This is a genomic window from Gemmatimonadota bacterium (assembly GCA_016713785.1).
GTDB lineage: Bacteria > Gemmatimonadota > Gemmatimonadetes > Gemmatimonadales > GWC2-71-9 > JADJOM01.
In genome coordinates this window covers 152,328-175,732 of the sequence record JADJOM010000003.1, presented here as the reverse complement: position 1 = coordinate 175,732, position 23,405 = coordinate 152,328, and the positions used below count along the sequence as shown (strand labels likewise).

At 71.8% G+C, this 23,405-nt stretch carries 19 protein-coding genes and 1 pseudogene; 7 read left to right on the top strand and 13 right to left on the bottom strand.

Annotated features, from left to right (window positions below; genetic code table 11):
* Positions 1-116: 116 nt before the first annotated feature.
* The 6 genes and pseudogenes from IPJ95_08410 to IPJ95_08385 form a co-directional block, all read right to left on the bottom strand.
* A pseudogene (locus IPJ95_08410) lies at positions 117-847 on the bottom strand (ABC transporter ATP-binding protein).
* Complete coding sequence (locus IPJ95_08405) at positions 847-2,058, bottom strand: ABC transporter permease (protein ID MBK7923640.1); 1,212 nt, start codon at positions 2,056-2,058, stop codon at positions 847-849. The pseudogene IPJ95_08410 and the gene IPJ95_08405 overlap by 1 nt, the downstream one beginning before the upstream one ends.
* Entirely contained in the window at positions 2,055-3,266 is a 1,212-nt protein-coding gene (locus tag IPJ95_08400) for an efflux RND transporter periplasmic adaptor subunit (protein MBK7923639.1), read from the bottom strand. Before IPJ95_08400 ends, IPJ95_08405 begins: the two co-directional genes overlap by 4 nt.
* 329 nt (positions 3,267-3,595) lie before the next feature.
* Positions 3,596-4,066 carry a hypothetical protein gene (locus IPJ95_08395; GenBank protein MBK7923638.1) on the bottom strand — a complete coding sequence of 157 codons (471 nt, stop codon included), beginning with the start codon at positions 4,064-4,066 and terminating at the stop codon, positions 3,596-3,598.
* 3 nt (positions 4,067-4,069) lie between these two features.
* Positions 4,070-4,933 carry a metalloregulator ArsR/SmtB family transcription factor gene (locus IPJ95_08390; protein MBK7923637.1) on the bottom strand — a complete coding sequence of 288 codons (864 nt, stop codon included), beginning with the start codon at positions 4,931-4,933 and terminating at the stop codon, positions 4,070-4,072.
* Between the two features lie 1,156 nt (positions 4,934-6,089).
* Positions 6,090-7,013 (bottom strand): diguanylate cyclase, encoded by a 924-nt coding sequence (locus IPJ95_08385; protein ID MBK7923636.1) that lies wholly within the window; start codon positions 7,011-7,013, stop codon positions 6,090-6,092.
* 161 nt (positions 7,014-7,174) lie between these two features.
* Between IPJ95_08385 and IPJ95_08380 the strand changes: the two genes are divergently transcribed.
* Positions 7,175-8,911 (top strand): sulfurtransferase, encoded by a 1,737-nt coding sequence (locus IPJ95_08380; GenBank protein MBK7923635.1) that lies wholly within the window; start codon positions 7,175-7,177, stop codon positions 8,909-8,911.
* A gap of 71 nt (positions 8,912-8,982) precedes the next feature.
* On the opposite strand, the gene IPJ95_08375 is transcribed toward IPJ95_08380, so the two are convergent.
* Complete coding sequence (locus IPJ95_08375) at positions 8,983-9,441, bottom strand: group 1 truncated hemoglobin (protein MBK7923634.1); 459 nt, start codon at positions 9,439-9,441, stop codon at positions 8,983-8,985.
* 206 nt (positions 9,442-9,647) lie between these two features.
* Here IPJ95_08375 and IPJ95_08370 point away from each other — a divergent pair, with 206 nt between their 5' ends.
* A complete protein-coding gene (locus tag IPJ95_08370; GenBank protein ID MBK7923633.1) occupies positions 9,648-11,138 on the top strand; it encodes an aldehyde dehydrogenase in 1,491 nt (496 codons plus the stop codon).
* Between the two features lie 52 nt (positions 11,139-11,190).
* Here IPJ95_08370 and IPJ95_08365 read toward each other — a convergent pair whose 3' ends face one another.
* Positions 11,191-12,579, bottom strand: coding sequence for an aspartate aminotransferase family protein (locus IPJ95_08365; GenBank protein MBK7923632.1), 1,389 nt, complete (start codon positions 12,577-12,579; stop codon positions 11,191-11,193).
* A 186-nt stretch (positions 12,580-12,765) separates the two neighbouring features.
* On the opposite strand from IPJ95_08365, the gene IPJ95_08360 reads away from it, so the two are divergent.
* From IPJ95_08360 to IPJ95_08345, 4 genes are read left to right on the top strand one after another with little or no spacing between them, the layout of a single operon-like run.
* Complete coding sequence (locus IPJ95_08360; GenBank protein ID MBK7923631.1) at positions 12,766-13,896, top strand: ABC transporter ATP-binding protein; 1,131 nt, start codon at positions 12,766-12,768, stop codon at positions 13,894-13,896.
* Positions 13,897-13,926: 30 nt separating this feature from the next.
* A complete protein-coding gene (locus IPJ95_08355; protein MBK7923630.1) occupies positions 13,927-15,096 on the top strand; it encodes a spermidine/putrescine ABC transporter substrate-binding protein in 1,170 nt (389 codons plus the stop codon).
* A gap of 9 nt (positions 15,097-15,105) precedes the next feature.
* Positions 15,106-15,951, top strand: coding sequence for an ABC transporter permease (locus IPJ95_08350; GenBank protein MBK7923629.1), 846 nt, complete (start codon positions 15,106-15,108; stop codon positions 15,949-15,951).
* Positions 15,951-16,769 carry an ABC transporter permease gene (locus tag IPJ95_08345; GenBank protein ID MBK7923628.1) on the top strand — a complete coding sequence of 273 codons (819 nt, stop codon included), beginning with the start codon at positions 15,951-15,953 and terminating at the stop codon, positions 16,767-16,769. The genes IPJ95_08350 and IPJ95_08345 overlap by 1 nt, the downstream gene beginning before the upstream one ends.
* Before the next feature lie 95 nt (positions 16,770-16,864).
* On the opposite strand, the gene IPJ95_08340 is transcribed toward IPJ95_08345, so the two are convergent.
* Both IPJ95_08340 and IPJ95_08335 read right to left on the bottom strand, forming a co-directional pair.
* A complete protein-coding gene (locus IPJ95_08340; protein ID MBK7923627.1) occupies positions 16,865-19,018 on the bottom strand; it encodes a xanthine dehydrogenase family protein molybdopterin-binding subunit in 2,154 nt (717 codons plus the stop codon).
* A 3-nt stretch (positions 19,019-19,021) separates the two neighbouring features.
* A complete protein-coding gene (locus tag IPJ95_08335) occupies positions 19,022-19,471 on the bottom strand; it encodes a (2Fe-2S)-binding protein (GenBank protein MBK7923626.1) in 450 nt (149 codons plus the stop codon).
* A gap of 185 nt (positions 19,472-19,656) precedes the next feature.
* Between IPJ95_08335 and IPJ95_08330 the strand changes: the two genes are divergently transcribed.
* A complete protein-coding gene (locus tag IPJ95_08330) occupies positions 19,657-21,054 on the top strand; it encodes an amidohydrolase family protein (protein MBK7923625.1) in 1,398 nt (465 codons plus the stop codon).
* Positions 21,055-21,082: 28 nt separating this feature from the next.
* Here IPJ95_08330 and IPJ95_08325 read toward each other — a convergent pair whose 3' ends face one another.
* The 3 genes from IPJ95_08325 to soxZ all read right to left on the bottom strand — a co-directional run bounded on the left by IPJ95_08325 (position 21,083) and on the right by soxZ (position 23,405).
* Entirely contained in the window at positions 21,083-22,033 is a 951-nt protein-coding gene (locus tag IPJ95_08325; protein ID MBK7923624.1) for a sulfurtransferase, read from the bottom strand.
* Positions 22,030-22,944: an MBL fold metallo-hydrolase gene (locus IPJ95_08320; GenBank protein ID MBK7923623.1), complete on the bottom strand. Its 915-nt coding sequence runs from the start codon at positions 22,942-22,944 to the stop codon at positions 22,030-22,032. Before IPJ95_08320 ends, IPJ95_08325 begins: the two co-directional genes overlap by 4 nt.
* A 125-nt stretch (positions 22,945-23,069) precedes the next feature.
* Positions 23,070-23,405 (bottom strand): thiosulfate oxidation carrier complex protein SoxZ, encoded by a 336-nt coding sequence (soxZ, locus tag IPJ95_08315; protein ID MBK7923622.1) that lies wholly within the window; start codon positions 23,403-23,405, stop codon positions 23,070-23,072.

The following is a 23,405-nucleotide window of genomic DNA, read 5'->3' as shown; positions in this document are numbered from 1 at the left end:
TCGGAATGACAGCCAGTGGGGGGAACTCCTCGCGCGCGGCGCGCCCTCGGCATGACGGGCGGTGGGCGGCCCGGGCGTGCGTCCGGGCCATCTCCGACGGTCCGACGGCCCGACAGTCACCCGATCCCGGCATGGGCCCGGTTCAGCACCCCGTCCTCCATCTCGTAGATCGTGTCGAAAACATCTAGCGCCCGCTGATCGTGGGTCACCACGATCACGCCGGTGCCATGTCGATGCGCCACGTCGCGAAACAGCTCCATCACCTGCCGGCCCCGCACGCTGTCGAGGGCGGCCGTCGGTTCGTCCGCGAGGATGAGGCTCGGCTGGTTGGCCAGCGCCCGCGCCACGGTCACCCGCTGCTGCTCCCCGCCGGAGAGCTGGGTCGGCCGGTTGGCGGCCCGCGCGCCCACCCCAGCAGCTCCAGCAGCTCCATCGCCCGGTGACGAGCCGCCGCCGCCGGGTGCCCGATCAGCTCGCCCACCACCTGCACGTTCTCCACCGCGTTCAGGAACGGGATGAGGTTGGATTTCTGGAAGACGAAACCGACATTCTCGCGCCGGAACCGTCGCAGGTCGGCCAGCACCCGGGCGCCGTCCACCACCGGCTGGCCCCCGATCGCGACCCGGCCCCGCGTGGGCGGGTGGATGAGGCCCACACACAGGAGGAAGGTCGACTTGCCGGCCCCGCTCGGGCCCAGCAGCGCCACCAGCTCGCCGCGGCGCACCCGCATCGTCGCGTCGCGCAGGGCTACCACTTCGGTGTGGCCGCTGCCGTAGATCTTGGTGAGCCCCTCGGTCTCCAGGGCGGGCGTCTCCCCCACCCCGGCCCGGTGTGCGAGCGCCGGCATCAGCCGATCGCCTCGTTCGGGGCCACCCGCATTGCCTTCCAGATGCCAAGGAGGCTCCCCGCCACGGAGATGAGCAGGACGATGCCCGCCAGCCGGAGCAGGTCGTCGCCGGTCACCAGCACCCGCCGCGGGAAGAGGGGAAAGAGCCGCTGCCCGATGACGTACCCGATGCCATAGGCCAGGGCGCCCATGATGAGCGACTGCTGCAGGATCAGGCCGATGATGGTGTGGTTGGGCGCGCCGATGAGCTTGAGGAGGGCGATGGGGTGGAGCTTCTCCAGGGTGAGGGTGTAGATGATCAGGGCCATGATCACGGCGGAGATGATCGTCAGGAGCACCCGGAAGAGCAGGATCTGCCGCCGCGCACGGTCCACGCTACCCTTGAGCAGCAGGTCCTCCTGTTCCGCGGCGGCATAGACGGCCACGTCGCTCCAGCCTCGCAGGGTGCGGAGCACGGCGGCCGTGTCGGCCCCGGGGGCCAGCCGCGCGATGACGGCGCTGATCGCCGGCCCCGGCAAGGCGGCGATCGTGGCGGCCGGCCCGGCGGCGCGTTCCAGCACCGCCGGCTGAGTCCGCCCGAAGTCGCCCGCCAGCGCGCGGGCGCCGCGGGCCTCGCGTTCCAGGCGGGCGGCCTCGCCCGGCTCGTCGAACTGGATGGCCTGGGCGTCCCGGCTGGTGACGCTGGCAAGGCCGTCGCCCCCGGAGGAGACCATCCCGCGGGTGATCCCGACCACGGTGTAGCTCTCCTTGCCCAGCCGCACCCGCTCCCCGAGGGCCAGGCCAAGGCTCGCGTCGGCGATCATCTGGAAGTGGTTCCGGGTCAGCGGGCCCCCCGCCACCAGGGGCAGCCCCTCGCCCTTGTCAGTGGGCCAGCCCAGCCCCAGTACGCCCATCCGGAGCGGCTGTCCCCGGTGCTCGCGCTGGATGGTGTGGAACACGAACTCGCGGGCGCCGGTCACCCCGGGCACCGCCGCCACCCGGTCCACCACGCTGCGCGGCAACCGGGACACCTCGGCGAAGGGGCCGCGGGTGTCGCGCTGCACGATCCAGAGGTCGGCCCCGACGCCGCGGGTGACCACCAGCGCATCATCCACCAGCCCGCGGTAGATGCCACCCATCCCCATCACGACCATGAGCAGCATCCCCACGCCGATGGTCGTGAGCGTGAAGCGGCCCAGGCTGTGCCGGATGTCGCGGATGGCGAGGTTCATCGCGGCGTGACCCGGCGGCCTTCACGGAGCGGCGCCGGGCCGGCCGCCGCGGGGCTCACCACCAGGTCTCCGGCGGCCAGCCCCGCCGTCACCTCCACCAGATCCGCCCCCCGCAACCCCACCGAGACCGCGCGCCACCGGGCGCTGCCCTCCACCGCGAGCAGGACCCCGGGCGCGCCGTCCTTCACCCGCAGCAGGCCGACTGGCAGGGCCACCACGCCCTCCCGCCGCTCGGCCAGGATGTACACCTCTGCCCGCTGCCCGACCGCCCACCGGGCCGGCAGCGCCTCGAGCCGGACATCCACCACGAGCTCCCGGGTCTCGCGATCGGCCTCCCGTCCCACCCGGGCCACCCGCCCGACATACTCCCGGCCCGGCTCGGAACGGAACACGACCCGCGCGGGCTGGCCATCGGCCAGGCGGGCCAGCTCCGTTTCATCCACCCACGCGCTGATCCACATCTCGCGCAGCGAGACCAGCCGCAGCACCGTCGCCCCGGCCGACACCACGTCGCCCGGCTCGCGGTCGCGTCGCACCACCAGCCCGTCGAACGGCGCCTCGACCGAGGTGTCGCGCAGCCGCGCCCGCTGGTACTCCAGCGAGTGCTCCGCGGAGGCCAGTCGCCGCTGTCCCTCTGCGATGGCCGCGCCGGCACTGGTCAGCTCGGCCTCCGCGATCGCCAGTGCCTCCACCGCCATGTCCAGGTCCACCGGCGCGGCCGAGTTCCGGGCGAGCAGCTCGGCCGTCCGTGCATGGTGGGTCCGGGCCTGCGCCAGGACGGCGGCGGCCCGCCGCTGCCCGGCCTGCAATCGCTCCAGGGTGGCCGTCGCCGCGGCCACATCGGATTCCGCCATCGCGACCTGTTGCCGGATGTCGCTGTCCTCGAGCTGGAACAGCAGTTCCCCGGCCCGCACCCGCGCGCCCTCGTCGACCGCGACGCGGGTGATCAGCCCACCCAGCTTGGGCCCGATGACCGCCGCGTGGCGCGCCTCCAGCGTCCCGGTGCCGAGGACCTCGGCGGAGATGGTGCCGATCGCGGCGGTGTGGATGGTGACCGGGACGGGAGCGAGGAAGAACCGCCACGCCACGGCCACGAGCACGAGCAGCGGCACGGCCACCCGGAGGCCCATCCGGACCGCCGGGGACTGGCGCCGCCACCACGGCGGGCGGCGCGCCGGGCCGTCGGGACCGTCGCTGGCATCTGTCATGGACTCGCCTCCCCCTGGGTGTCTCCCGCCGCGCCCCCGCCGCCGCGGGGTCGGCACGGCGGGTCAGCTTCGAGTATCATATAACTATATGGCTATACATTGGCCGTCAAGGCGGAGGCCCCGGACGGGCCGGGCCCCCTGCCGCCGGGGGGCCCCGACCGAGCGGGATGTGGGGCGATCACAGGCGGGACGTGCAGGGCGAAGGCGGACCCTGCGGGCGCAGGGCCGGATCGGGTTGCACGCGCGGGCCGGGCACGGGGGGCCATCGGCCGCCGCCCGAACGCCTGGAGGCGGGGGCGGGGCGGCGCGGCGGCCACGACCGCCGCCCGCTAGACCTCCTGCAACCGGCGACCCGTGGCTGCCCCGTGCACCACCCGCCCGAGGCTCGAGAAGCCCAGCGCCGCCACGAAAAGCACCAGCCCCACGCCGCCGTCGGACCAGGCCATGATCCGCGACAGCAGCAGGTAGTAGACCAGCCCGAGGTCCGTCAGGCCGACGAGCGCGAGGTTGAGCCAGAACCCGAGCCGCGAGTTGTGCCAGTTGAGCGTGAGCGCGATCGCCGTCACGAGCAGCCCGATCCACAGCAGGTTGAACGCCCCCATCCCCATGAACGCGGCCGCCGGCGCGGCCACCGCGGGCATCGTGACGCCCGGCGGCCCGGCGCTGGCCAGCATCGCCGCGAGGCCGGCCCCGCCCTCGCGCCCGAGCCGGGAGAGTTGCATCCCGGCGCCGAGCACGTGCAGCACGCCCCAGAGCGCGTAACAGATGGCGCCCGTCCGCGCCGCCCAGTGGGTTCGCATGGGTCAACCCTCCAGCGTGGCGGGCCGCTCGGGACGGCGACCCTGCTCGATGTATGGCTTCAGGATGTCATGCAGCAGCCAGGTCCAGCCCTGCTGCAGCCCCGCCAGCGCCGCCTCGCCCAGCAACCCGAAGGGCGTATCGCGGAAGGAGATGAGCGTGGTGCCGGCGCGGGGACCGGCGGTGAGCCGGAAGGTGGTGACCGAGCGCGCCGGGCCCCCGAAGTCCGCGGACATGTCCCCGGCCCACTGCAACGTGGCCTGTTCCTCGAAGACCGTGATGGTGCCGAAGAGCGAGCCTTCGCCGTTGCCCCAGTCTTCCACCACCTGCCCGCCCACGCGGCCCTCCAGCCGGAAGCGCTTCGGGCTGGTCCCGACGTAGAACTGCTTCGGCCACCACTCACCGATCTCTGTGGTCAGCGAGCGCCAGACCTTGTCCCGGCTCGCGGCGATCTCCACCTCGAGCTGGATATCCAGTGCCCTGAACTCCGTCGCCTTCGCCATGATGTCCTCCGTGGGTCGTTCTGCGTGGAACTTCAGCCGCAGCAACTGCTCCGCCGCGGCCGCTTCAAACGGCCGGATCCAGCGCCGGGCGATCTGGTGGATGGGCATCGGGTTGAGGTGGTTCCAGCGCTGGCGACCCTCGCGGCGGACCAGCACGAGCCCCGCCTCGACCAGCACCCCGAGGTGCTTCATGACCCCGAACCGGCTCAGCGCACAGTGTTCCACCAGGTCGCCGGTCGTCTGCGGCCCCCCCCGGAGCCGGTCCAGGATCTCGCGGCGGGTCGGGTCCGCCAGCGCCCGCCACACCCCGGCCAGGTCGTCGGCACTCGCGGCTCGATGGGCCGCCACGGGGTGACGCGCATTCATATGTGACCAATATGTCACTTGTTATGTCCGACGTCAAGCGGGCGGGGGCCGGCGGGGGCACCCCGCCGGGGGCCGCGCACCACCACGCGGATGACCAACCCGCCCGGCGACTCGCCATGCACTCCCCGCGGCCCGGCATGCATCGCCCGGCCCTCGCCACGCGCTTCCCGCCATGCCCGGCCCACGCCCCGGCGCCCGGGCCCGCCTCCCCATCAGTCGCGACGCCCTTCCCTCCCTTCGCGGCGCCGGACACGCCCCTCCGCCCCCTCGGAATGACAGGCGGGGGGGAGCCCCTCGCGCGTGGCGCGCCGCAGGAATGACAGCCGGGGGTAGCCTGCCGGCGCTTCAGCGCCCGAGGCCGAGCCGCGGCTTCAGCCGTGAGCTCGCGGTCGCGGCGCTCCTCCGGAATGACGGGTGATCAGGCGAGCAGGCGATGGGACCAATCTTCCGCCGTCATCCTCCGCGCACGGATCGGCCAGCGCCCCCGCGATTCCGGCCCTCGCGCCAACGGGGCGAGACCACATCAAATGCATATTTTCCTCGCCTGAACCGCCCCGCACCGCGCCCGAACGACGCCAGCGCTCGCCCGAACGACGCCAGAACTCGCCCGAACGGGGCACGCCGGCGCGGCGCACTGTCCGTGCCGCGCACCCGCGCCCTCACCCAGCCCCGATCGGGGGCCGGCGACCTGACCATCGGCATGGCAGGCGCGCCCGCCCCGCCAGCGCGCCTCCATGCGGCACGAGAGCCCCTCCGAACGACCGCTGGACCCGCACAATCCGGCCCCGGGCCGCCGCGAACCACCCGAGCATCCCGCCCTCCGCCTGGGCCACACTCCACGACGGTTACGGCAGGGGTCGTATGCATTGATACGTCCGCTCATGCATGTGCGCGCCGCCCGTGCCGATTGTGTGGCGCTTGGTTCGCATTTGCCGGCCGCCGGACCAGGGAGTGGCAGTCCACCGATGGTCCAAGGACACGACGCAACGGAGTCATGCGGACAGGCTGCCGGCTGGGAATCCCTCGATGGCAGGGAGGACTGGACAAACAGGATTCTGCGCAGAACCACCGTCACCCACACGAGCGCGCCCCTCTTCCTGGCGACGGCCCACGGCGTCCGGCAGGCGGTGAGCGATGTCCACCAGTCCGGCGCGCGTCAGCGGCAGGTCGCGCGGTGTTCCCCCGAGGGGCGCCCCGACCGCTTCCCCTGGTACATCCGCTGGTCGGCGAGGCCGACGGGTGCCTCGGCGGAGCCTCCCTCGTCGGGGAAGAGCGCAATCCCCACCGAGGCCTCGATCCGGCATTCCCCACCGGGCAGCGGGATCGGCCGGGCGATCTCCTCACGGAGCTTCTCGGAGCAGTGGTCGGCCTGCCGCGGTACCCGGAGGCCCTGCAGCATGACGATGAACTCGTCTCCCCCCAGGCGGGCCACGAGGTCGGAGGTCCGGAGCCAGCCGCGGATCCGTTCAGCCACGGTGCGCAGCACAACATCGCCTGCGGCGTGGCCGCGCTCGTCGTTGATGGCCTTGAAGCCGTTGAGGTCGAGGAACAGCAGGGCGAGACGGCTCCTGGAGCGGTGGTGGACGTGCAGGGCGTGGCGCAGGTGCTCCAGGAAGAGCGCACGGTTGGGCAGGTCGGTCAGCGGGTCGTGGGTGGCGCGGTGCGCCAGCGCCTCCTCCGCGCGCTTGCGGTCGGTGATGTCGCCGAACATGGCGAAGTAGTGGGTTGTCTGGCCGCCGCCGTCCCGCAGGGCGACGATGCTGAGCCACTCCGGGTAGACCTCCCCGCTCTTGCGCCGGTTCCAGATCTCGCCCTGCCACGCGCCGTCCTCGGTCAGGCAGCGCCACATTTCCTCGTAGTAGGCGCGCGAATGGCGGCCCGACTGGAGGATGCGCGGGTTCTTGCCGAGCGCCTCCGCCAGGGTGTATCCGGTGACGTCGGTGAAGGCCTGGTTGACGTACAGGATGGTGCCGTCGACATCGGTGATGCTGATCCCCACCAAGGCGTTCGCCACGACGGCGGAGGCGAGGTACGGCAGGTCGGGCCCCGGGGCCCGGGGCTGCGCGACGGCGACGGTCATGTACCGAATATCGGTCAGGGCATGGCGGGAGTTGATGCGCCCAACTGGCCGCGCGGCGGCGAAATCCCGATGCGCAGTCTCCCCGATGAGGCAGGCGATCCCACCTGACAGCCCGGCGGGTGCCACCTACCTTTTCTTCTGCCCCCCACCGGATCGCGGACATGCCCTCAGCAGGCCTCGCCCTGGGACTCACCCTGACGCTTGCCTTCGGCGCGGCCCCGCTCGCGGAAGGGCCGAAGGACCCGCTGCTGGTCTCGGCCAGCTGGCTCCGGCAACACCTGCAGGACCGGAACCTGGTCCTGCTCCACATCGGCGACCGTGCCGGCTACGCGGCGGAACACCTCCCGGGTGCCCGTCACCTCGAAGGCCATCGCTTCTCCTGGCGCTCGCCGGACAGCCTCTTCCTCGAACTGCCCCCCGCCGCCTGGCTCGACAGTTCGCTCGCGACCCTGGGCATTTCGAACGACAGCCGGATCGTCCTGTATTTCGGGCGGGACTGGGTCAGCCCGACCACCCGCGCCTGGTTCACCTTTGACTACCTGGGGCTGGGCGGGCGCACCTCGATCCTGAACGGTGGCCTGCCGGCCTGGAAGGCCGCCGGTGGGATGGTGACGAGCGAGGAACCCCCGGTCGCGGCGCCCGGCCGGCTCCGCTCCGTGCCGTCTCCCTCGCACCTGGTCACGGCCGAGGCGCTCCGGGCCGAACTGGGTCGCCCGAACCTCCGGATCATCGATGCCCGCAACCGCCAGTTCTTCCTCGGCTTCGACCCCGGGTCCGGCAGCCGCCCCGGGCACCTCCCCGGCGCACGCAACCTGGTCTACGAAACGGTGGTGGACAGCGCGCGCCAGTTCCTCCCGGACAGCGCATTGGCGCGGCTGTTCCGGGACGCCGGCGTTGCCCCGGGCGACCGGATCGTGGTCTACTGCCATATCGGCCAGCAGGCCACGGCGGTGTACTTCGCCGCGCGGCTCCTGGGATATGATGTCCGCCTCTACGATGGGTCATTCCAGGACTGGAGCCGGCGAAGCGAGTACCCGCTGGACGTGGCGATCCCCGCGACCCGTGGCGGCCTGATCACCCCCGCGGCGCTGGCCGAGCAGCTGAAGACCGGCGGGATGACGGTGATCGATGCCCGGAGCGATCGGGCCGCCTATCTCACGGACCACATCCCCGGGGCGCGGTACCTTGATGCCGGGGCGCTCGGCGTCGCTCCGGGCGGAGTGCTGGCCGCCCCGCTGGGGCAGGAGGCGTACGCCGCGCTGTGGGGCCGGCTCGGGATCCGCCGGGATCGCCCCGTCGTGATCTATGGCCACGGACGGGGAACCCAGGATGACGCGACGGTGCCGGCATGGCTCCTCGCGGGGTTCCGGCACCCGGAGGTGTACGTCCTCGACGGCGGCTACGCCCGGTGGGTCGCGGATGGGGGGACGCGCGCCCCGAGCTCCCCGGAACCCGCCCCCGGCTCCTATGAGGCCCAGGCCTTCTTCCCGGACGACATCGGCGCCGAGGAGGCCCGGCACGGGATCGGGGATCCTGAGGTCGCGATCGTGGATGTCCGCCCGGCTGACGCGTACCAGGGCACCGCCGGGGCGGGCCTCCGCCGGGGACACATCCCTGGCGCCATCCATCACTTCTGGCGGGACGACCTCGAGCCGTCAGCGGTGGCCCTGACGTGGAAGCCGGTGGAGGCGCTGCGGCGGTCCTACCTCGCCCAGGGTATCACCCCGGAGAAGTTCGTGGTGGTTTACGGCGAATCGGTGGCCGAGGCGACCCATACGTGGTTCGCCCTCAAGGTCCTGCTCGGCTATCCGCAGGTGGGCGTGTACGCGCCTGGCTGGGCCGACTGGGCTGGGCGGACAGAACTTCCGATCGAGGCGGCGACCGGAGATACCCGGTAGCCGCGCGGGACCGGGGCACGGGTGGCGGAGTCTCCCCGTGCCTCGATCCCGCGTGGATCCCCTGACAGGCACTACCGACCGACGATGTCACCTCGCATCGGCCCCAGGGCGCCCAGCAGCTCCTCCTGCTCATGGTGCCCGACCTTGAACTTCTCCAGGGCGCCGACCAGGTCCTCCACCAGCGCGTTGAAGTGCTCGCCGGTGATGCCCATGCCTGCGTGGGCGGTCTTCATGTCCTTGCCGGTGTAGGTGCAGGGGCCGCCGGCGGCGGCGCAGATCTGGTCCACCAGCTTCCCCTTGAAGGCGGCGAGGCGGGCCGGATCGGCCGCGGCCGCGGCGAAGAAACCGTTGATCCGCTGGTCGGCCGCGACCCGGCCCACGAACTCGTCCACCACCGCGGTGATGGCGGGCTTGCCGCCCAGCCGGTCGTACAGCGACTTCTCCTTCATGGTGTGCTGGGCCGTGAGGTGCCCCGGGAGCGCCGCCGCCAGCGCGAGCGCGACCGTCCCTGCCAGGAAGAGCTTCCGCATGCCTGCCTCCGGATGATCGTGGGTGTGATCCAGCCGGCAGGTCTACGCCGCGCGCCCGCGATCGGATTGGTGGAAGGGCGACCGGGGCGCCCGGGTACTCGGTACGACCCTCGGCAGAGTTCCCTCTTCCCGCTTCCCCTTTCCCTCGCCCCCTTTCCCGATCTCCCCTGCCCGATATCTTCTCCGGCTCACCTACCGGACTCCCCATGAGCTCCCCCGCCCCGATCCTTGTCGATGGCCAGTGGTTCACCCCGCGCTCCAAGGTGCTGCGCCCGATCCTCAACCCCGCCACCCTGGAGCAGGTGGGCCTGACGGTGGACTGCACCGTCGAGGACACCGCGCTGGCGGTGGAGGCGGCGGCGCGGGCGCAGCCGGCGTGGTGGCGCATTCCCGGGGTAGAGAAGGCGCGGCTGCTCCGGGAGGCGGCCGGGGTGATCCGGGCACGGGAGCGGGAGCTGGCCTCGCTGATGAGCCGGGAGACGGGGAAGCCACTGATCGAGGCGGTCGACGAGGTCGACTGGGTGGCCGCGGCCTTCGAGTACTACGCGGAGGTGGGGCGGCGGAGCTTCGGGAACTCGATCCCGCCGGTGGCGCCGCACCAGGTGAACTTCACCATCAAGGAGCCGTTCGGGGTGGTGGCGGCGATCGTGCCGTTCAACTTCCCCCTGCTGCTGCTGGCCTGGAAGCTGGCGCCGGCGCTGGTGGCGGGGAACACGGTGGTGTGCAAGCCGCCGCACCAGAACCCGCTCTCCACCCTGGCGCTGGCGCGCTGCCTGGAGGGGCTGCCGGCGGGGGTGGTGAACGTGCTGACCGGCGGGCCGGCCACCGGCGAGGCGCTGGTGCGGCACCCGCGGGTGGACCTGGTGGCGTTCACCGGCTCGGTGGCGGCGGGGCGCGCGATCGCGGCGACCTGCGGGCAGGAGCTCAAGAAGGTGAACCTGGAGCTGGGCAGCGTGGACCCATTCATCGTCTTCGCCGACGCCGACCTCGACGTGGCGGTTCCGGGCGTGGCGTGGGCCCGCCTGCTCAACGCCGGCCAGGTCTGCACCTCGGCCAAGCGGGTGTACCTGCTCGCGCCCATTGCCCAGGAGTTCACCCGCCGGCTGCACGCGTACCTCGACACCGTGCGCCTGGGCGACCCGCTGGATCCCGCCACCGACGTGGGGCCGCTCATCTCGGAAGCGGCGCTGGCCACGGTGGAGCGGCAGATCGCGGCGGCGGTGGCGGAGGGGGCCACCCTCGCCCGGGGCGGCCGGCGGGTGGCGCCCGGCGGGCTCAAGGGGCACTTCCTCGAGCCCACCCTCCTGACCAACGTGCCCCATGGCAGCCTCCCCACCCGGGAGGAGATCTTCGGGCCGGTGCTCTCGCTCACGGTGGCCGCGACGCCCGATGAGGCCATCGCCATGGCCAACGACTCGCGCTACGGGCTGGGCGCCAACATCTACACCAATGACCTGCAGCTGGCCATGCGGGCGATGCACGAGATCAAGGCGGGGACCTTCTGGATCAACGACCCGCTGACCGACAACGACGCGGGGCCGTTCGGCGGGATGCGGTGGAGCGGCGTCGGGCGGGAGCTGGGCGAGGAGGGCCTCGACGCCTTCCGGGAGCCGAAGCACGTGCACCTGGACTACGTGATGGAGCGGAAGGGGTACTGGTTCCCCAACGCGGCGCGGCCGGTGCCGGCAGGGCACTGAACGGAAGGTCGGCGCGCCCGGCCGGGCGCGCCGCCCCCTCCCCCCGACCGCCCTACTTCCGCAGCTCCGCGCAGAACGCGCCGAAGACCTCGACGTACCGATCCACGTCGGCCTCGGTGTGCTGCACCGACAGGGTCCACTGCTCCTCATCGCCGGGGGTCATGAAGATCCCGCGGTTCAGCAGCCAGGGATACGAGGCGGCGAAGAGCTCGGGCCGGGTCTCGAGGAAGTCGCGGTAGGAGCGCATGGGGGTGGGGCGATAGGAGACGCACCCCTTGGCGCCAAGGTCCACGGTGTGCCCGGGGATCTCGTAGGTCCGGATCGCGGCGTCGCAGCCCGCGCTGAGGCGGGCGCCGAGCCGGGCGAAGTGCTGGTACGCCGCGGGGGTGAGGATCTCACGCAGGGTGACGAGCCCGACGTGCGAGACCAGCGGATTGCCGTTGTACGTCCCCATCTGGGAGACGCCCTGCTCGATCAGCCGCATGAGGTCCGCCCGGCCGCCGAAGGCCGCGGCGGGGAGGCCACCCGAGATGGCCTTGGCCAGGCAGACCAGGTCCGGCTGCACCCCGAACCGCTCGGTGGCGCCGCCGGCGGCGATGGTGAAGCCGGTCTTGATCTCGTCATAGATGAAGATCACGCCGTACCGGGTGCACAGCTCCCGCACCCGCTGCAGGTACCCGGGCTGGGGCACCACGATGCCGATGTTCATCATGGCGGGCTCCATGATGAGGCAGGCGATCTCGCCCGCCTTCTCGGCGAAGAGCCGCTCCAGGTGGTCGGGGTCGTTGAAGGGGACGACTTCCACGTAGCGGTGCGCGTCCTTGACCAGGCCGCGGGACACCGGCGCCTTGGCCGGCCGTTCGCGCCCGCCCATGACGTCGGCGTTGGGCACGATCGAGAACATCACGGCGTCGTGGTGGCCGTGGTAGGAGCCCTCGATCTTGCAGACCGAGTCCCGCCCCGTGGCGGCGCGCGCCACCCGGATGGCGTCCATGGTGGCCTCGGTACCCGAGTTGGCGAACCGGAGCATCTCCAGGTTGAAGCGGCGGCAGATTTCCTCGCCGAAGGCCACGCCCTCCTCGGTGGTCACCGCGAAGTGGGTGCCCCGGCTGGCGGCCTCGTGGATGGCCTCGACGATCCGCGGATGGGCGTGGCCGGCCACCATGGCGCCGAAGCCGCCGTGGAAGTCGAGATACTCGGTGCCATCCTGGTCCCAGATGTGGCTGCCCTTCCCCCGGGTGACGTACACGGGGTAGGGCGCGCCCTTCTGGAACGAGCTGACGACCCCGAACGGCAGGGTCCGGTAGGCCCGCTGGTACAGCGCGGCGGAGGCGGGGGTGTGCTCGAGGAGGCGACGGGTCTCCTCCTCGCCGACCTGCTGCGCGCGGGCGAGCAGACGGTCGAGGCCCGCCTGCCCGGTCGACGGAACAGTCGCGGTCATGGTGCACCTGCATTTGTGGGGTGGGGGTCGCTGGGTGCTATCGCCTGCTGCGGGAGTACGACGGCGGTTGCCGAGGCCTGCCCCAAGGTGAGGTCCGGCGCACGGGTTGTCAACTCCCCGTTTGGAGCGCAGATTGGGCCCTTCCAACCGTATGGCTCCCGGTCAGCACCCCCGAGGTCCGGCCGCATGGAATCAGTCATCAAGCTCGAGCATGTCCAGAAGCGCTTCGGCGACTACATCGCCGTCCATGAGGCGCACTTCGACATCGGCAAGGGCGAGTTCTTCTCGATGCTCGGTCCCTCGGGCTGCGGCAAGACCACGACGCTCCGGATGATCGCCGGCTTCGAGCAGCCCGACTCGGGGCAGATCCTGCTCGAGGGGCAGGACGTCTCGCGGGTCCCGCCCTACCGGCGCAACGTGAACACCGTCTTCCAGCACTACGCGCTCTTCCCGCACATGACCGTCCGCGACAACGTCGCGTTCGGCCCCCGCTGCAAGAAGCTCCCGGAGCCTGAGGTCCAGAAGCGGGTGACGGAGCTGCTCACGGTGACGCGGCTGGCGCAGTTCGCCGAGCGGAAGCCGGCGCAGCTCTCGGGCGGGCAACAGCAGCGGGTGGCGCTGGCCCGGGCGCTGGTGAACTACCCCAGCGCCCTGCTGCTGGACGAGCCGCTCGGCGCCCTGGACCTCAAGCTGCGGCAGGCCATGCAGATCGAGCTCAAGCGGATCCAGCGCGAGGTGGGCATCACGTTCATCTACGTGACCCACGACCAGGAGGAGGCCCTCACCATGTCGGACCGCATCGCGGTCATGAACGAGGGCCGGGTGGAGCAGATCGGGACCCCGGAGGAGATCTACCACTGGCCCACCACGGTATTCGTGGCCGGGTTCATCGGCGTGGCCAACCTGCTCCCCGCCAAGGTGGTGGGCCTGATGAACGACCAGGCGGTGGTGACGCTCGCCGGCGACCAGCGCGCCGAGGCGGCCGCCCCCGCCTGGGCGGCCAAGCCGGGGAGCGACTGCACGCTGATGGTCCGGCCGGAGCGGCTGCACCTCAGTGACAATGGCCACGGGGTCAGCGCCACCCTGACGGCCGCCGTCTTCCAGGGCCCGGTGGTGCGCTGTGTGCTCACGACCGCCGACGGGGTCGAGGTCATCGCCCACGTGGGCTCGGAGGGCCCCCGCCCCGTCCTCGAGACCGGCCGCAGCTACCGGCTGGCCTGGGAGGCCGCGGCGGCGCGGCTCCTCCCCCGCTCCCGTGCCAACATCCCGCTCGATCCCGACAACCGCACCACGCTCGACCTTGCCGGCAGCCGGTAGCACCGACCTCTCCACGCCCGGGGATTCACCATGACGAAGCGCGACACGTACAGCGAGCAGGAACTCACGGCGATGGTCCACCGCGCCCTCTCCCGGCGCCAGTTCCTGGGCCGGACGGCCCTGGCGGCGGGCGGCCTTACCCTGGGCAGCGCGTTCCTGAACGCGTGCCAGGGCAAGGACGCCGGCCAGGCCGCGGCGGCGGCCAAGACGGTGCGGATCTCCAACTGGCCGCTCTACATCGACCAGAAGACGGTGGCGGACTTCGAGGCGGCGACCGGGATCACGACGGTCTACACCGAGGACGTCAACGACAACAACGAGTTCTTCGCCAAGATCGACGAGCCGCTCAAGCGCGGGCAGAGCATCGACCGCGACATCATCGTGCTCACCGACTGGATGGCTGGCCGGCTGATCAAGCTGGGCTACACCCAGCCGATCCCGGCCGACAAGTTCCCCAACAAGGCCAACCTGGTGGACGGGCTCACCAACGTCGGCTTCGACCCGGGGCGCCTGCACAGCGTGCCGTGGATGTCGGGCATGGCGGGCATCGGGTACAACCCGAAGGTCACCGGCCGGGAGCTGTCCAGCGTGGCCGACCTGTTCGACCCGAAGTTCAAGGGCAAGATCACGATGCTGACCGAGATGCGGGACACCCTCGGCCTCGTGATGATGGGCGAGGGCAAGGACCCCGCGGCCTGCACCGTCGAGGACGCCCGGCTGGCCTGCGCCAAGATCAAGCAGTACCGGGAGAACGGCCACATCCGCGGGTTCACGGGCAACGACTACGCCGAGGACCTGGCGGCCGGGAACATCGCGGTGGCGGTGGCGTGGTCGGGCGACATCCAGGGCCTGGCCGCGGACAACCCGGACCTGCGGTGGATCGCGCCCACGGAAGGCGCGATGCTCTACTCCGACAACATGCTGATTCCCAAGACCTCCGACCGGCCGGAGCTGGCGGCGGCGTTCATGGACTACTGCTACACCCCGGCCCACTCGGCCCAGATCATCGCCGCCGCGCCGTACCTCTCGCCGGTCAAGGGCACGGCCGAGGAACTGGCCAAGATCGCGCCCGCCCTCGCCAGCAGCCCGCTGGTCAACGTCCCCGCCGACGTGACCGCCCGGCTCAAGGTCTTCAAGTGGCTGGACGATGCCGAGGACCAGGAGTTCAACCGGCTCTTCCAGGACGCGATCGGGGCATAGGCACTCCTCATGGCCGGCACCGCCGCCGGGGGCAATCGGCGCAACCCGATCGCCCCCTACCTGCTCGTGGCGCCAGGGATCCTCTGGCTCATCGCGTTCTACGTCATCCCCACGCTGACCCTCGCCCGGACGTCGGTCGGTCCGGAGGGGGCGGCGTGGTACGACGGTTACCAGCGCGCCTTCACCGACTACGGGGTGCACCTGGGACGGTCGTTCGGGTACGCCTTCGCGGCCACGGTGGTCTGCGTGCTGCTGGGCTACCCGCTGGCCTACGTGATCGCCTTCCGCTCGGGCCGGTACAAGAACTTCCTGCTCGGGCTCGTCATCCTGCCGTTCTTCACCACCTTCCTGGTGCGCACCTTTGCCTGGAAGACGATCCTCAACGACGGCGGGATCGTGGTGCAGACCCTGGCCACGCTGCACCTCCTCCCCGAGGAGGGACGGCTGCTCAACACCGTCTGGGCGGTGATCGGCGGGCTCAGCTACAACTTCCTGCCCTTCACCATCCTGCCGATCTACGTCAGCCTGGAGAAGATCGACCGGCGGCTGACCGAGGCCGCCAACGACCTCTACTGCAACGCCGGCCAGGCCTTCCGCAAGGTGGTGCTGCCCCTCTCCATGCCCGGGGTGCTGGCGGGGAGCATGCTGACGTTCATCCCCGCCACCGGCGACTTCATCAACGCCGAGCTGCTGGGCAGCCCCAACCAGAAGATGCTGGGCTCCGTGATCCAGGGGCAGTTCCTGCAGGTGCGTGACTACCCGCTGGCGGCGGCGCTCAGCTTCGTGCTGATGGTGATCATCACGATCATGGTGCTGGCGTATGCCCGGGCCCTTGGCACCGAGGACCTGGCCTGATGGCGCGCCGCGGACCGGTGGGCTCGCGCTGGACCGGGCGGCTGCTCGACCTCTACGCCGCCCTGGTGCTGCTGTACCTGTTCCTGCCGATCTTCGTGATCGTCTCGTACAGCTTCAACAAGCCGGACGGGAAGTTCAACTTCGTCTGGAAGTCGTTCTCCCTCGACGCCTGGCGCGACCCGTTCCTGTATCCCGCGCTGGTCGACGCGATGCAGCTCTCCCTCAAGGTGGCGGCGGCCTCGACCAGCGTGTCGCTGCTGTTCGGCTCGCTCATCGCGCTGGCGCTGTGCCGGTACACCTGGAAGGGCGCCGGGCCGATCAACCTCCTGCTGGTGCTGCCGCTGACCACCCCCGAGGTGGTGCTTGGCTCCTCGCTGCTGTCGCTGTTCCTGACCAGCAACGTGCAGACCGGCTTCTGGACGGTGGTCATCGCCCACATCATGTTCTCGGTGAGCTACGTGGCGCTCACGGTCAAGGCGCGGATCCGTGGCTTCGACTGGACCCTCGAGGAGGCCGCCATGGACCTCGGCGCCAGCCCGTTCCGCACCGTGATGAAGGTGACCCTGCCGCTGATCGCGCCCGGCATCGCCGCCGCCGGCATGCTCTCGTTCGCCCTCTCCCTGGACGACTTCATCATCACGCTGTTCAACGCCGGCAACCAGGTCACCTACCCGCTCTACGTGTACGGCGCCCGCCGCGCGGCCTTCCCGCCGCAGATCAACGTGCTGGCCACGAGCATCCTGCTGGGCAGCCTCATCCTGCTCGGCATCACGGTCCTGTGGCAGAACCGGACCATGAAAGAGGCGCTGACGAAGTAGGCGGTGGGGTGGTACGATGGACGCACACGACCCTCCGGGAAGATCCCCGGAGGGTCGGTGTGTTTGCCGCCCTACCGCCCTACCGCCCGACCGCTCTACGCCACCGGCAGCGTCCGCACCCGGGTGCCCGTGAGCTGGAACATGGCGTTCGCCACCGCCGGTGCGAGCGGCGGGGTGCCGGGCTCGCCGACCCCGCTCGGGGGCTCGGCCGACGGCACGATGTGCACCTCCACCTCCGGCATCTCCGGGAGGCGCAGCACCTTGTAGGTGTCGAAGTTGGCCTGCTCCACCACCCCGTCCTTGAGCGTCACGGCGCCGTGCAGCAGGGCCGAGAGCGCGTAGGCGATGCTGCTCTGCATCTGCATGGTGATCACGTCCGGATTGACCGCGACCCCGCAGTCCACCGCGCAGACCACCCGGTGGACCCGCGGCGCCCCGTTCTCGAGGGAGACCTCCGCCACCTCCGCGACGTAGCTGCCGAACGACTGGTGCACCGCCACCCCGCGGGCCCGGCCGGCCGGCAGCGGCGTGCCCCACCCCGCCTTCTCGGCGGCCAGGCGGAGCACCCCCAGGTGCCTGGGCGCGGCGCCGAGATGCGCCTCCCGGAACGCCACCGGGTCCTGGCCGGCGAGCACGGCGAGCTCGTCCATCATGGTCTCCATCACGAACGCGGTGTGGGTGTGACCCACCGACCGCCACCACTGGATCGGGACCCCGAGCGTGGTGGTGTGCAGCTCCACCTGGAAGTGGGGGATGCCATACCCCGTGTCCGTGATGCCTTCGACCGAGGTCGGGTCGATGCCCTTCTGGATAAAGCCCTCGAAGGCGCTGCCCTTCATGATGGACTGGCCCACTACGCGATGGTGCCAGGCCGCCGCGCGCCCGTCGGGGCCCAGCGCGGCCTTCACGGCGTGCACGTACATCGGCCGGTAGTAGCCAGCCCGGGTGTCGTCCTCCCGGGTCCAGACCATCTTGACCGGCGCGCGGCCCTCGATGGCCCGGGCGATCGTGACCGCTTCCACGACGTAGTCCGCCTGCGGGTTGGCCCGCCGCCCGAAGCTGCCGCCGGCGTACAGCATGTGAATGGTGACCTGTTCCGGCCTGAGCCCCGTCACCGCGGCGACCGCCATCTGGTCTGGGGTGTGGAACTGCTCGCCGTTCCAGATCTCGCATCCGTCGGCGGAGAGCCGCACCACGCAGTTGAGCGGCTCCATGCAGGCGTGGGCCAGGAAGGGCAGCTCATAGACGGCCGCCGCCTGCCGCTCGCCGCGCACCGCCGCCGCGCCCTGGCCGTCCTTCCGGGCGATGGTGCCCGGCTTCGCGGCCAGCGCGCGGTACTCCGCGAACAGCGCCGGCGTGCTGCCACGGAAGGCCTTGCTCTCGTCCCAGTCGATGACCAGCGCGTCACGCCCCTGGCGGGCCGCCCAGAAGCCGTCGGCGAGGACGGCGACGCCGGTGGGGATCTGCACCACCTCCCGCACCCCCGGGACCGCCTTCGCGGCCGAGGCATCGAAGCTCCGGACGGTGGCCCCGAACCGCGGCGGGTGCGCCACCACGGCCGTGAGCATGCCCGGGAGGGAGACATCCTGGGTGAACGGCGCCGAGCCGGTGACCTTGGCCCGCGCATCCACCCGCGGGGCACGCTTGCCGATCAGGCGGAAGCTGGCGGGGTCCTTGAGCGGCACCTGCTCCGGCACCGGGAGGGCCGCCGCCGCCCGGGCCACCTGGCCATAGCCCAAGCGCTTGCCGTTGGCGGGATTGGTGATGACGCCGCGCTCCGTGGTGAGCGTCGCGGCGTCCACCTTCCACTCGGCGGCGGCCGCCGCCACCAGCATGGCCCGCGCGGTGGCGCCGGCGGCACGCAGCTGCGGCCACGAATTGGCAATCGAGGTGCTGCCCCCCGTGCCCTGTACCCCGAAGGCGAGGTTGGCGTACTTCGCCGCGTCGGCGGGGGCACCCTCCACGCGCACCTTGTCCCAGTCGGCGTCCAGCTCCTCGGCCACGATGGTGGCGAGCCCGGTGTAAGTCCCCTGGCCCATCTCGACGTGCTTGGAGATCACCGTCACCCATCCCTGCTCGTCCACCCGGACGAAGGCGTTGGGCAGAAACACCGGCTCCCCCGGCCCCGCCGCCGCCGGCTCGCCGCCCGGCCCGCAGCCGTCGAGCGACACCGCAAGGGTCAGCCCCGCGCCGGCCACGGCGCTGACCCGGAGAAACTGGCGCCGGGACACCTGAGGCATGCTGATCATGGGTTACGCCTCCGCCGCGCGGTGGATCGCCGCGCGGATTCGCTGGTAGGTGCCGCAGCGGCAGATGTTGCCCGCCATGGCCGCATCGATGTCCGCGTCGGAGGGCTTCGGCGTCTGGCTGAGCAGCGCGGCCGCCTGCATGATCTGCCCCGACTGGCAGTAGCCGCACTGCGGCACCTGCTCCGCCACCCAGGCCTGCTGCAGCGGATGGCTGCCGTCGGCCGAGAGGCCCTCGATGGTGGTGATCTTCTTCCCGGCGGCGGCACTCACCGGGGTGGAGCAGCTGCGGATGGCCTGGCCGTCGAGGTGGACGGTACAGGCGCCACACTGCGCCATGCCGCAGCCGTATTTGGTACCGGTGAGGGCGAGCGTATCACGCAGCACCCAGAGCAGGGGCGTGTCGGGCGCCACATCCACCCGATGCGGCTTCCCGTTGACGAGCAGTTGGATCACGGCGCAGGGTCCCGGATGAGGGTCGGGGAGGAGGAGGGTGACGTTGCAGGATGGGCCCGACCGGCGGGCCGGTCAAGTCCGGCGGCTGGACTGTGACCCCGGGGCACGGGAAGGGGTGACCTTTCGGCGCCCCCGTCCTATTGTAGGGGAGGTCGTCCCCTCCGACCCCAACCTTGGACACGGCCATGGTCTCCTCCCGCATCGCCGGCCTGCTTGCCCTCGCCCTGCCACTCGCGGGAGCGCCGCTGGGAGCACAGGAGGCCGGGGTGGCCGCCATCGTCGGCGCCACGCTGTGGGACGGCACCGGCGCGCCGCCGGTGCCGGACGCGGTGGTGGTGGTGGCCGGTGGCACGGTGCGCTGCGCCGGGCCGCGCGCCGAATGCCCCGTCCCACCAGGCGCGCGGGTGCTCGACGCCGCCGGTGGCTACCTGCTCCCGGGCCTGATCGATACCCACGTGCACCTGCTGTTCCGGCCCCGCGGCGTGACCGACACCTCGATCCGCTCCGACCTGCACGACCTCCTGGCGCGCGGCGTCACCGCCGTCCGCGACATGGGCAACAACCCGGCCCGCCTGCTCGAGGCCGCGACCGCGGCCGGTCCCGCCCCGCGGGTGTTCCCCATGCAGCTCGTGGCCGGCATCCACTTCTTCTCGCCCGAGACCGAGCGCCGCCCCGATGGCAACGTGGTGCGCCACGCGCCCGCCTCCGGCGGCATGCGGCAGCTCGGATGGTACCCGATCATGTTCCCCCCCGCCGGCAACGCCGATGGTGTGGTGCGTTCCGCCGTGGAGGCCGGCGCGATCGGGCTCAAGCTCTACCAGGATCTCGACTCCGCCCAGGTGGCGCGGCTGGTGACCGCGGCCCACGCGCGTGGCCTGCCGGTGTGGGGCCACGGCTGGGTGCAGCCCGCGAATGTCCGCGAGCAGTCCCAGGCGGGGCAGGACGGCGTGGTGCACGCCGCCGGGCTCGCGGGCGAGCTCATCGCGCACGATACCCGTGACACGCTGCGGACCAGCACCTCGCTGCTCCAGGTCACCGCCGACTCGGCCCAGACCGCCGAGGCGGCCCGCCGCCCGGCGGTGCTCGCCACCCTCGACACCCTGGCGGTGCGCGGCACCTTCCTCGAGCCCACCCTCCACGCCACCCTGCTCTCCGCCGAGCGCGCGGGCCGGAGCCGGCGCCGGACCCAGGCGCTGCCCGACCGGTATGCCATCGCGGCCAGCGTCTTCGGCATGGAAGTCACCCGGCAGGCGGCCCTCCGCGGCGTGCGTCTGACCGCCGGCACCGACCACGTGGCCTACGGCCCCATGGGGGAGCGGGCACAGCTCGAGGTCGAGCTGCGGTTGTTCGTGGATTCCGTGGGAATGACGCCGGCCCGGGCGCTGCTCGCCGCCACGCGGGACGCGGCGCTGGCCATCGGTCCGGCGGCGGCCCAGCTGGGCACCATTCAAACGGGCAAGCTGGCCGACCTGGTGCTCCTCGCGGCCGATCCCCTGGCCGATATCCGCAACGTGGGCGCGGTGCGCTGGGTGATGCGTGGTGGGGTGCAGTACGATCCGGCAGAGCTGCGGGCAATGCCCTGACCCGCGGCCGACACGGCGGTGAGCGGGCCTAGCGGGCCACCGGCAGCTCGTCCCGCTCCGCCCACTGGGTCCACGAGCCGGTGAAGATCCGGACCCGCGGGTACCCGAGCAGGAAGCGGAGCGCAAAGAAGACGTGGCTCGCCTCGGTGCCGCTGTTGCAGTAGAGGATGATGTCGCGATCCGGGGTGATGCCCTGCGCCGCGTAGGCGGCCCGGAGCGCCGTCGTGTCCTTCCAGACCAGCGCCAGGTCCACCTTCTCGAGGTCGTCCTTCCAGGGGTGATTGATGGCGCCCGGGATGTGCCCCCGCCGCAGCTGCGCCCCAGCGGACCCGGCGAACTGCTCGGGCGGCCGCGCATCCACCAGCAGCGCTCCACCCCCCTGGCTAGCCGCGATCACCTCCGCCAGGCTCGCCACCGAGGGCCGGAACGCCCTGGCGCGGAACCCGTCCCGGCCGATGGCCGTGCGCGGATACCGCTGGGTCACCGGGCGGGCCTCGAGTTCCCACTTGGCGTAGCCGCCGTCGAGCACCGTCACCTCCCGCGCCCCCGCCGAGGCGAGCAGCCACGCCGTGAAGGTGGCATCGATGTCGAGCTGCTCCCCCGCGCTGTAGATCACGATCCTCCGCGTGGGCGTGGCCCCCAGGCGCCGGAACAGCTCGGCGTACTGGGCGCCCGACAGCAGCTGGAACGGCAGCTCATCGCGCTGGGCCCGGAGCGTCTCCACGTTGAGCCACACCGCCCCGGTCAGGTGGTTCTGCAGGTAGCTGGTCCAGGACTGGCGCACGTCGATGACGAGCACCGGCGTCCTGCGCGCCTGGCCTTCCGCCGGCTCGACTGCCACATCCGCCGCGAGGAGCCGCGCCAGTTCTGCCGTCCCGACCAGGCGGGGCGCCGGCGGCTGCTGCGCCAGGATTGGGTCACCGAGCGTCAGCGCGAGCAGCGCCGCCGTGACGCCGGATGCACGCCTCCACCGGTTCATTCGCTCTCCTCGAGTCCCAGGGCCTCCGCCTCGACCTCCCGGAAGATGCGGGCGGCGTTGCGGCGAATGCGTGATTCCAGCGCCACCGGGCGCCGCCCATTGGCCTGCGGGAAGCGTTCCAGCGCGCGCCGCATGGAGGTTCCCCGCTTCACCTCGGCGGCCATCGAGTCACGCACCGTCCGGAGGTAGCGACGGGTCGAGTCCGTGAGCGCCCGCGGGCTGGCCGGGATGCGGCCATGCCCGGGTACCAGCACCCGTGGCGCCAGCGAATCGATGAGGTCGAGGGCGGCGAGCAGGGCCCGCGCGCTGCCGTCGACCACCATGCTGACGCCGTCCTCGAGCAGGAGGTCCCCGACAAAGAGCACCCGCTCCCGCGGGAGCCACAGCATGAGGTCGCCCCGGGAGTGCGCGGGCCCGGGGTGGATCAGGATCATCTCCCTCCCCCCCAGCCGGAGCGTGTCGCGGCCGGTGACGGGCCGGTCCGGCGTGTTGGCGAACTCGAAGCCGAGCAGCTCCTGCAGCCCCACCACCCGGTCCCAGTCGGCCACCATCTGGTCTGGGCCGGCCTCGGCGGCCAGCACCCGGGTGTCCGGGTGGGCCACGATCGCGGCCCCCGCGCGCTTGAACTCGATCGCGCCGAACATCATGTCGGGGTGATGGGCGTACAGGACGAGGTAGCGCAACGGGCCCCGGGTCCGCGACCGCAGGGTGCGCAACACCGCCCGGGCCTGGGCGGGGCTGGCCAGCCCGCCCACGGCCACGACCCCGTCGCGCGTGTCCACGAACCCGGCGTTGGGTCGGCCCTCGGCCCCCTGCCCCGAATCACCAAGCACCGCGAAGACACCCGGGGCCAGGCGCCGGACCGGATAGCGGGTGCGCTCGGTCGTGGGCGAGAAGGCCCGGAAGGGCACGGAGTCCTGGGCCACGAGGGGGGCGGCAACGACAAGGGCGAAGGCGCATGTCCACGCCCCCGCCCCTCCCCGCCACCGAGCCGCCGGACGACCGAGCCGCCGAGCCAGCGGCGCCCCGGGCGCGCTCACGTGGTCGCGAACTTGATCTCGGCCTGCCCGCTGAAGGCGCTGCCCCGGCTGTCGCGACTGTCCACGGTCAGCAGGCCCTCGCGGTCGGCCTTGAGCTGGAAGGCCACCATCGGGTCCTTGCTGATGCCCGAGGTCCACTCGAAGCGCGCCACCTCGGCGTCGCCGTAGCGCACCCGCACCTCGCTGATGAACCAGGCGGGGATGATGTTGGCGTTCGCGTCCCGGAAGAAGCCCGTGTCCATCGGGTGCTGCATCACCACCTGCACCCGGATGACGTCGCCGCGCTGGATGCGCTCGGGCAGGACGACCCTGGTCTTGCCGGTCTCAGGCAT

Bases quoted from the DNA above. Each gene is read 5' to 3' on its own strand.
- IPJ95_08405 (MBK7923640.1), bottom strand. From the start codon at position 2,058: ATGAACCTCGCCATCCGCGACATCCGGCACAGCCTGGGCCGCTTCACG.
- IPJ95_08400 (MBK7923639.1), bottom strand. From the start codon at position 3,266: ATGACAGATGCCAGCGACGGTCCCGACGGCCCGGCGCGCCGCCCGCCG.
- IPJ95_08395 (MBK7923638.1), bottom strand. From the start codon at position 4,066: ATGCGAACCCACTGGGCGGCGCGGACGGGCGCCATCTGTTACGCGCTC.
- IPJ95_08390 (MBK7923637.1), bottom strand. From the start codon at position 4,933: ATGAATGCGCGTCACCCCGTGGCGGCCCATCGAGCCGCGAGTGCCGAC.
- IPJ95_08385 (MBK7923636.1), bottom strand. From the start codon at position 7,013: ATGACCGTCGCCGTCGCGCAGCCCCGGGCCCCGGGGCCCGACCTGCCG.
- IPJ95_08380 (MBK7923635.1), top strand. From the start codon at position 7,175: ATGCCCTCAGCAGGCCTCGCCCTGGGACTCACCCTGACGCTTGCCTTC.
- IPJ95_08375 (MBK7923634.1), bottom strand. From the start codon at position 9,441: ATGCGGAAGCTCTTCCTGGCAGGGACGGTCGCGCTCGCGCTGGCGGCG.
- IPJ95_08370 (MBK7923633.1), top strand. From the start codon at position 9,648: ATGAGCTCCCCCGCCCCGATCCTTGTCGATGGCCAGTGGTTCACCCCG.
- IPJ95_08365 (MBK7923632.1), bottom strand. From the start codon at position 12,579: ATGACCGCGACTGTTCCGTCGACCGGGCAGGCGGGCCTCGACCGTCTG.
- IPJ95_08360 (MBK7923631.1), top strand. From the start codon at position 12,766: ATGGAATCAGTCATCAAGCTCGAGCATGTCCAGAAGCGCTTCGGCGAC.
- IPJ95_08355 (MBK7923630.1), top strand. From the start codon at position 13,927: ATGACGAAGCGCGACACGTACAGCGAGCAGGAACTCACGGCGATGGTC.
- IPJ95_08350 (MBK7923629.1), top strand. From the start codon at position 15,106: ATGGCCGGCACCGCCGCCGGGGGCAATCGGCGCAACCCGATCGCCCCC.
- IPJ95_08345 (MBK7923628.1), top strand. From the start codon at position 15,951: ATGGCGCGCCGCGGACCGGTGGGCTCGCGCTGGACCGGGCGGCTGCTC.
- IPJ95_08340 (MBK7923627.1), bottom strand. From the start codon at position 19,018: ATGATCAGCATGCCTCAGGTGTCCCGGCGCCAGTTTCTCCGGGTCAGC.
- IPJ95_08330 (MBK7923625.1), top strand. From the start codon at position 19,657: ATGGTCTCCTCCCGCATCGCCGGCCTGCTTGCCCTCGCCCTGCCACTC.
- IPJ95_08325 (MBK7923624.1), bottom strand. From the start codon at position 22,033: ATGAACCGGTGGAGGCGTGCATCCGGCGTCACGGCGGCGCTGCTCGCG.
- soxZ (MBK7923622.1), bottom strand. From the start codon at position 23,405: ATGCCTGAGACCGGCAAGACCAGGGTCGTCCTGCCCGAGCGCATCCAG.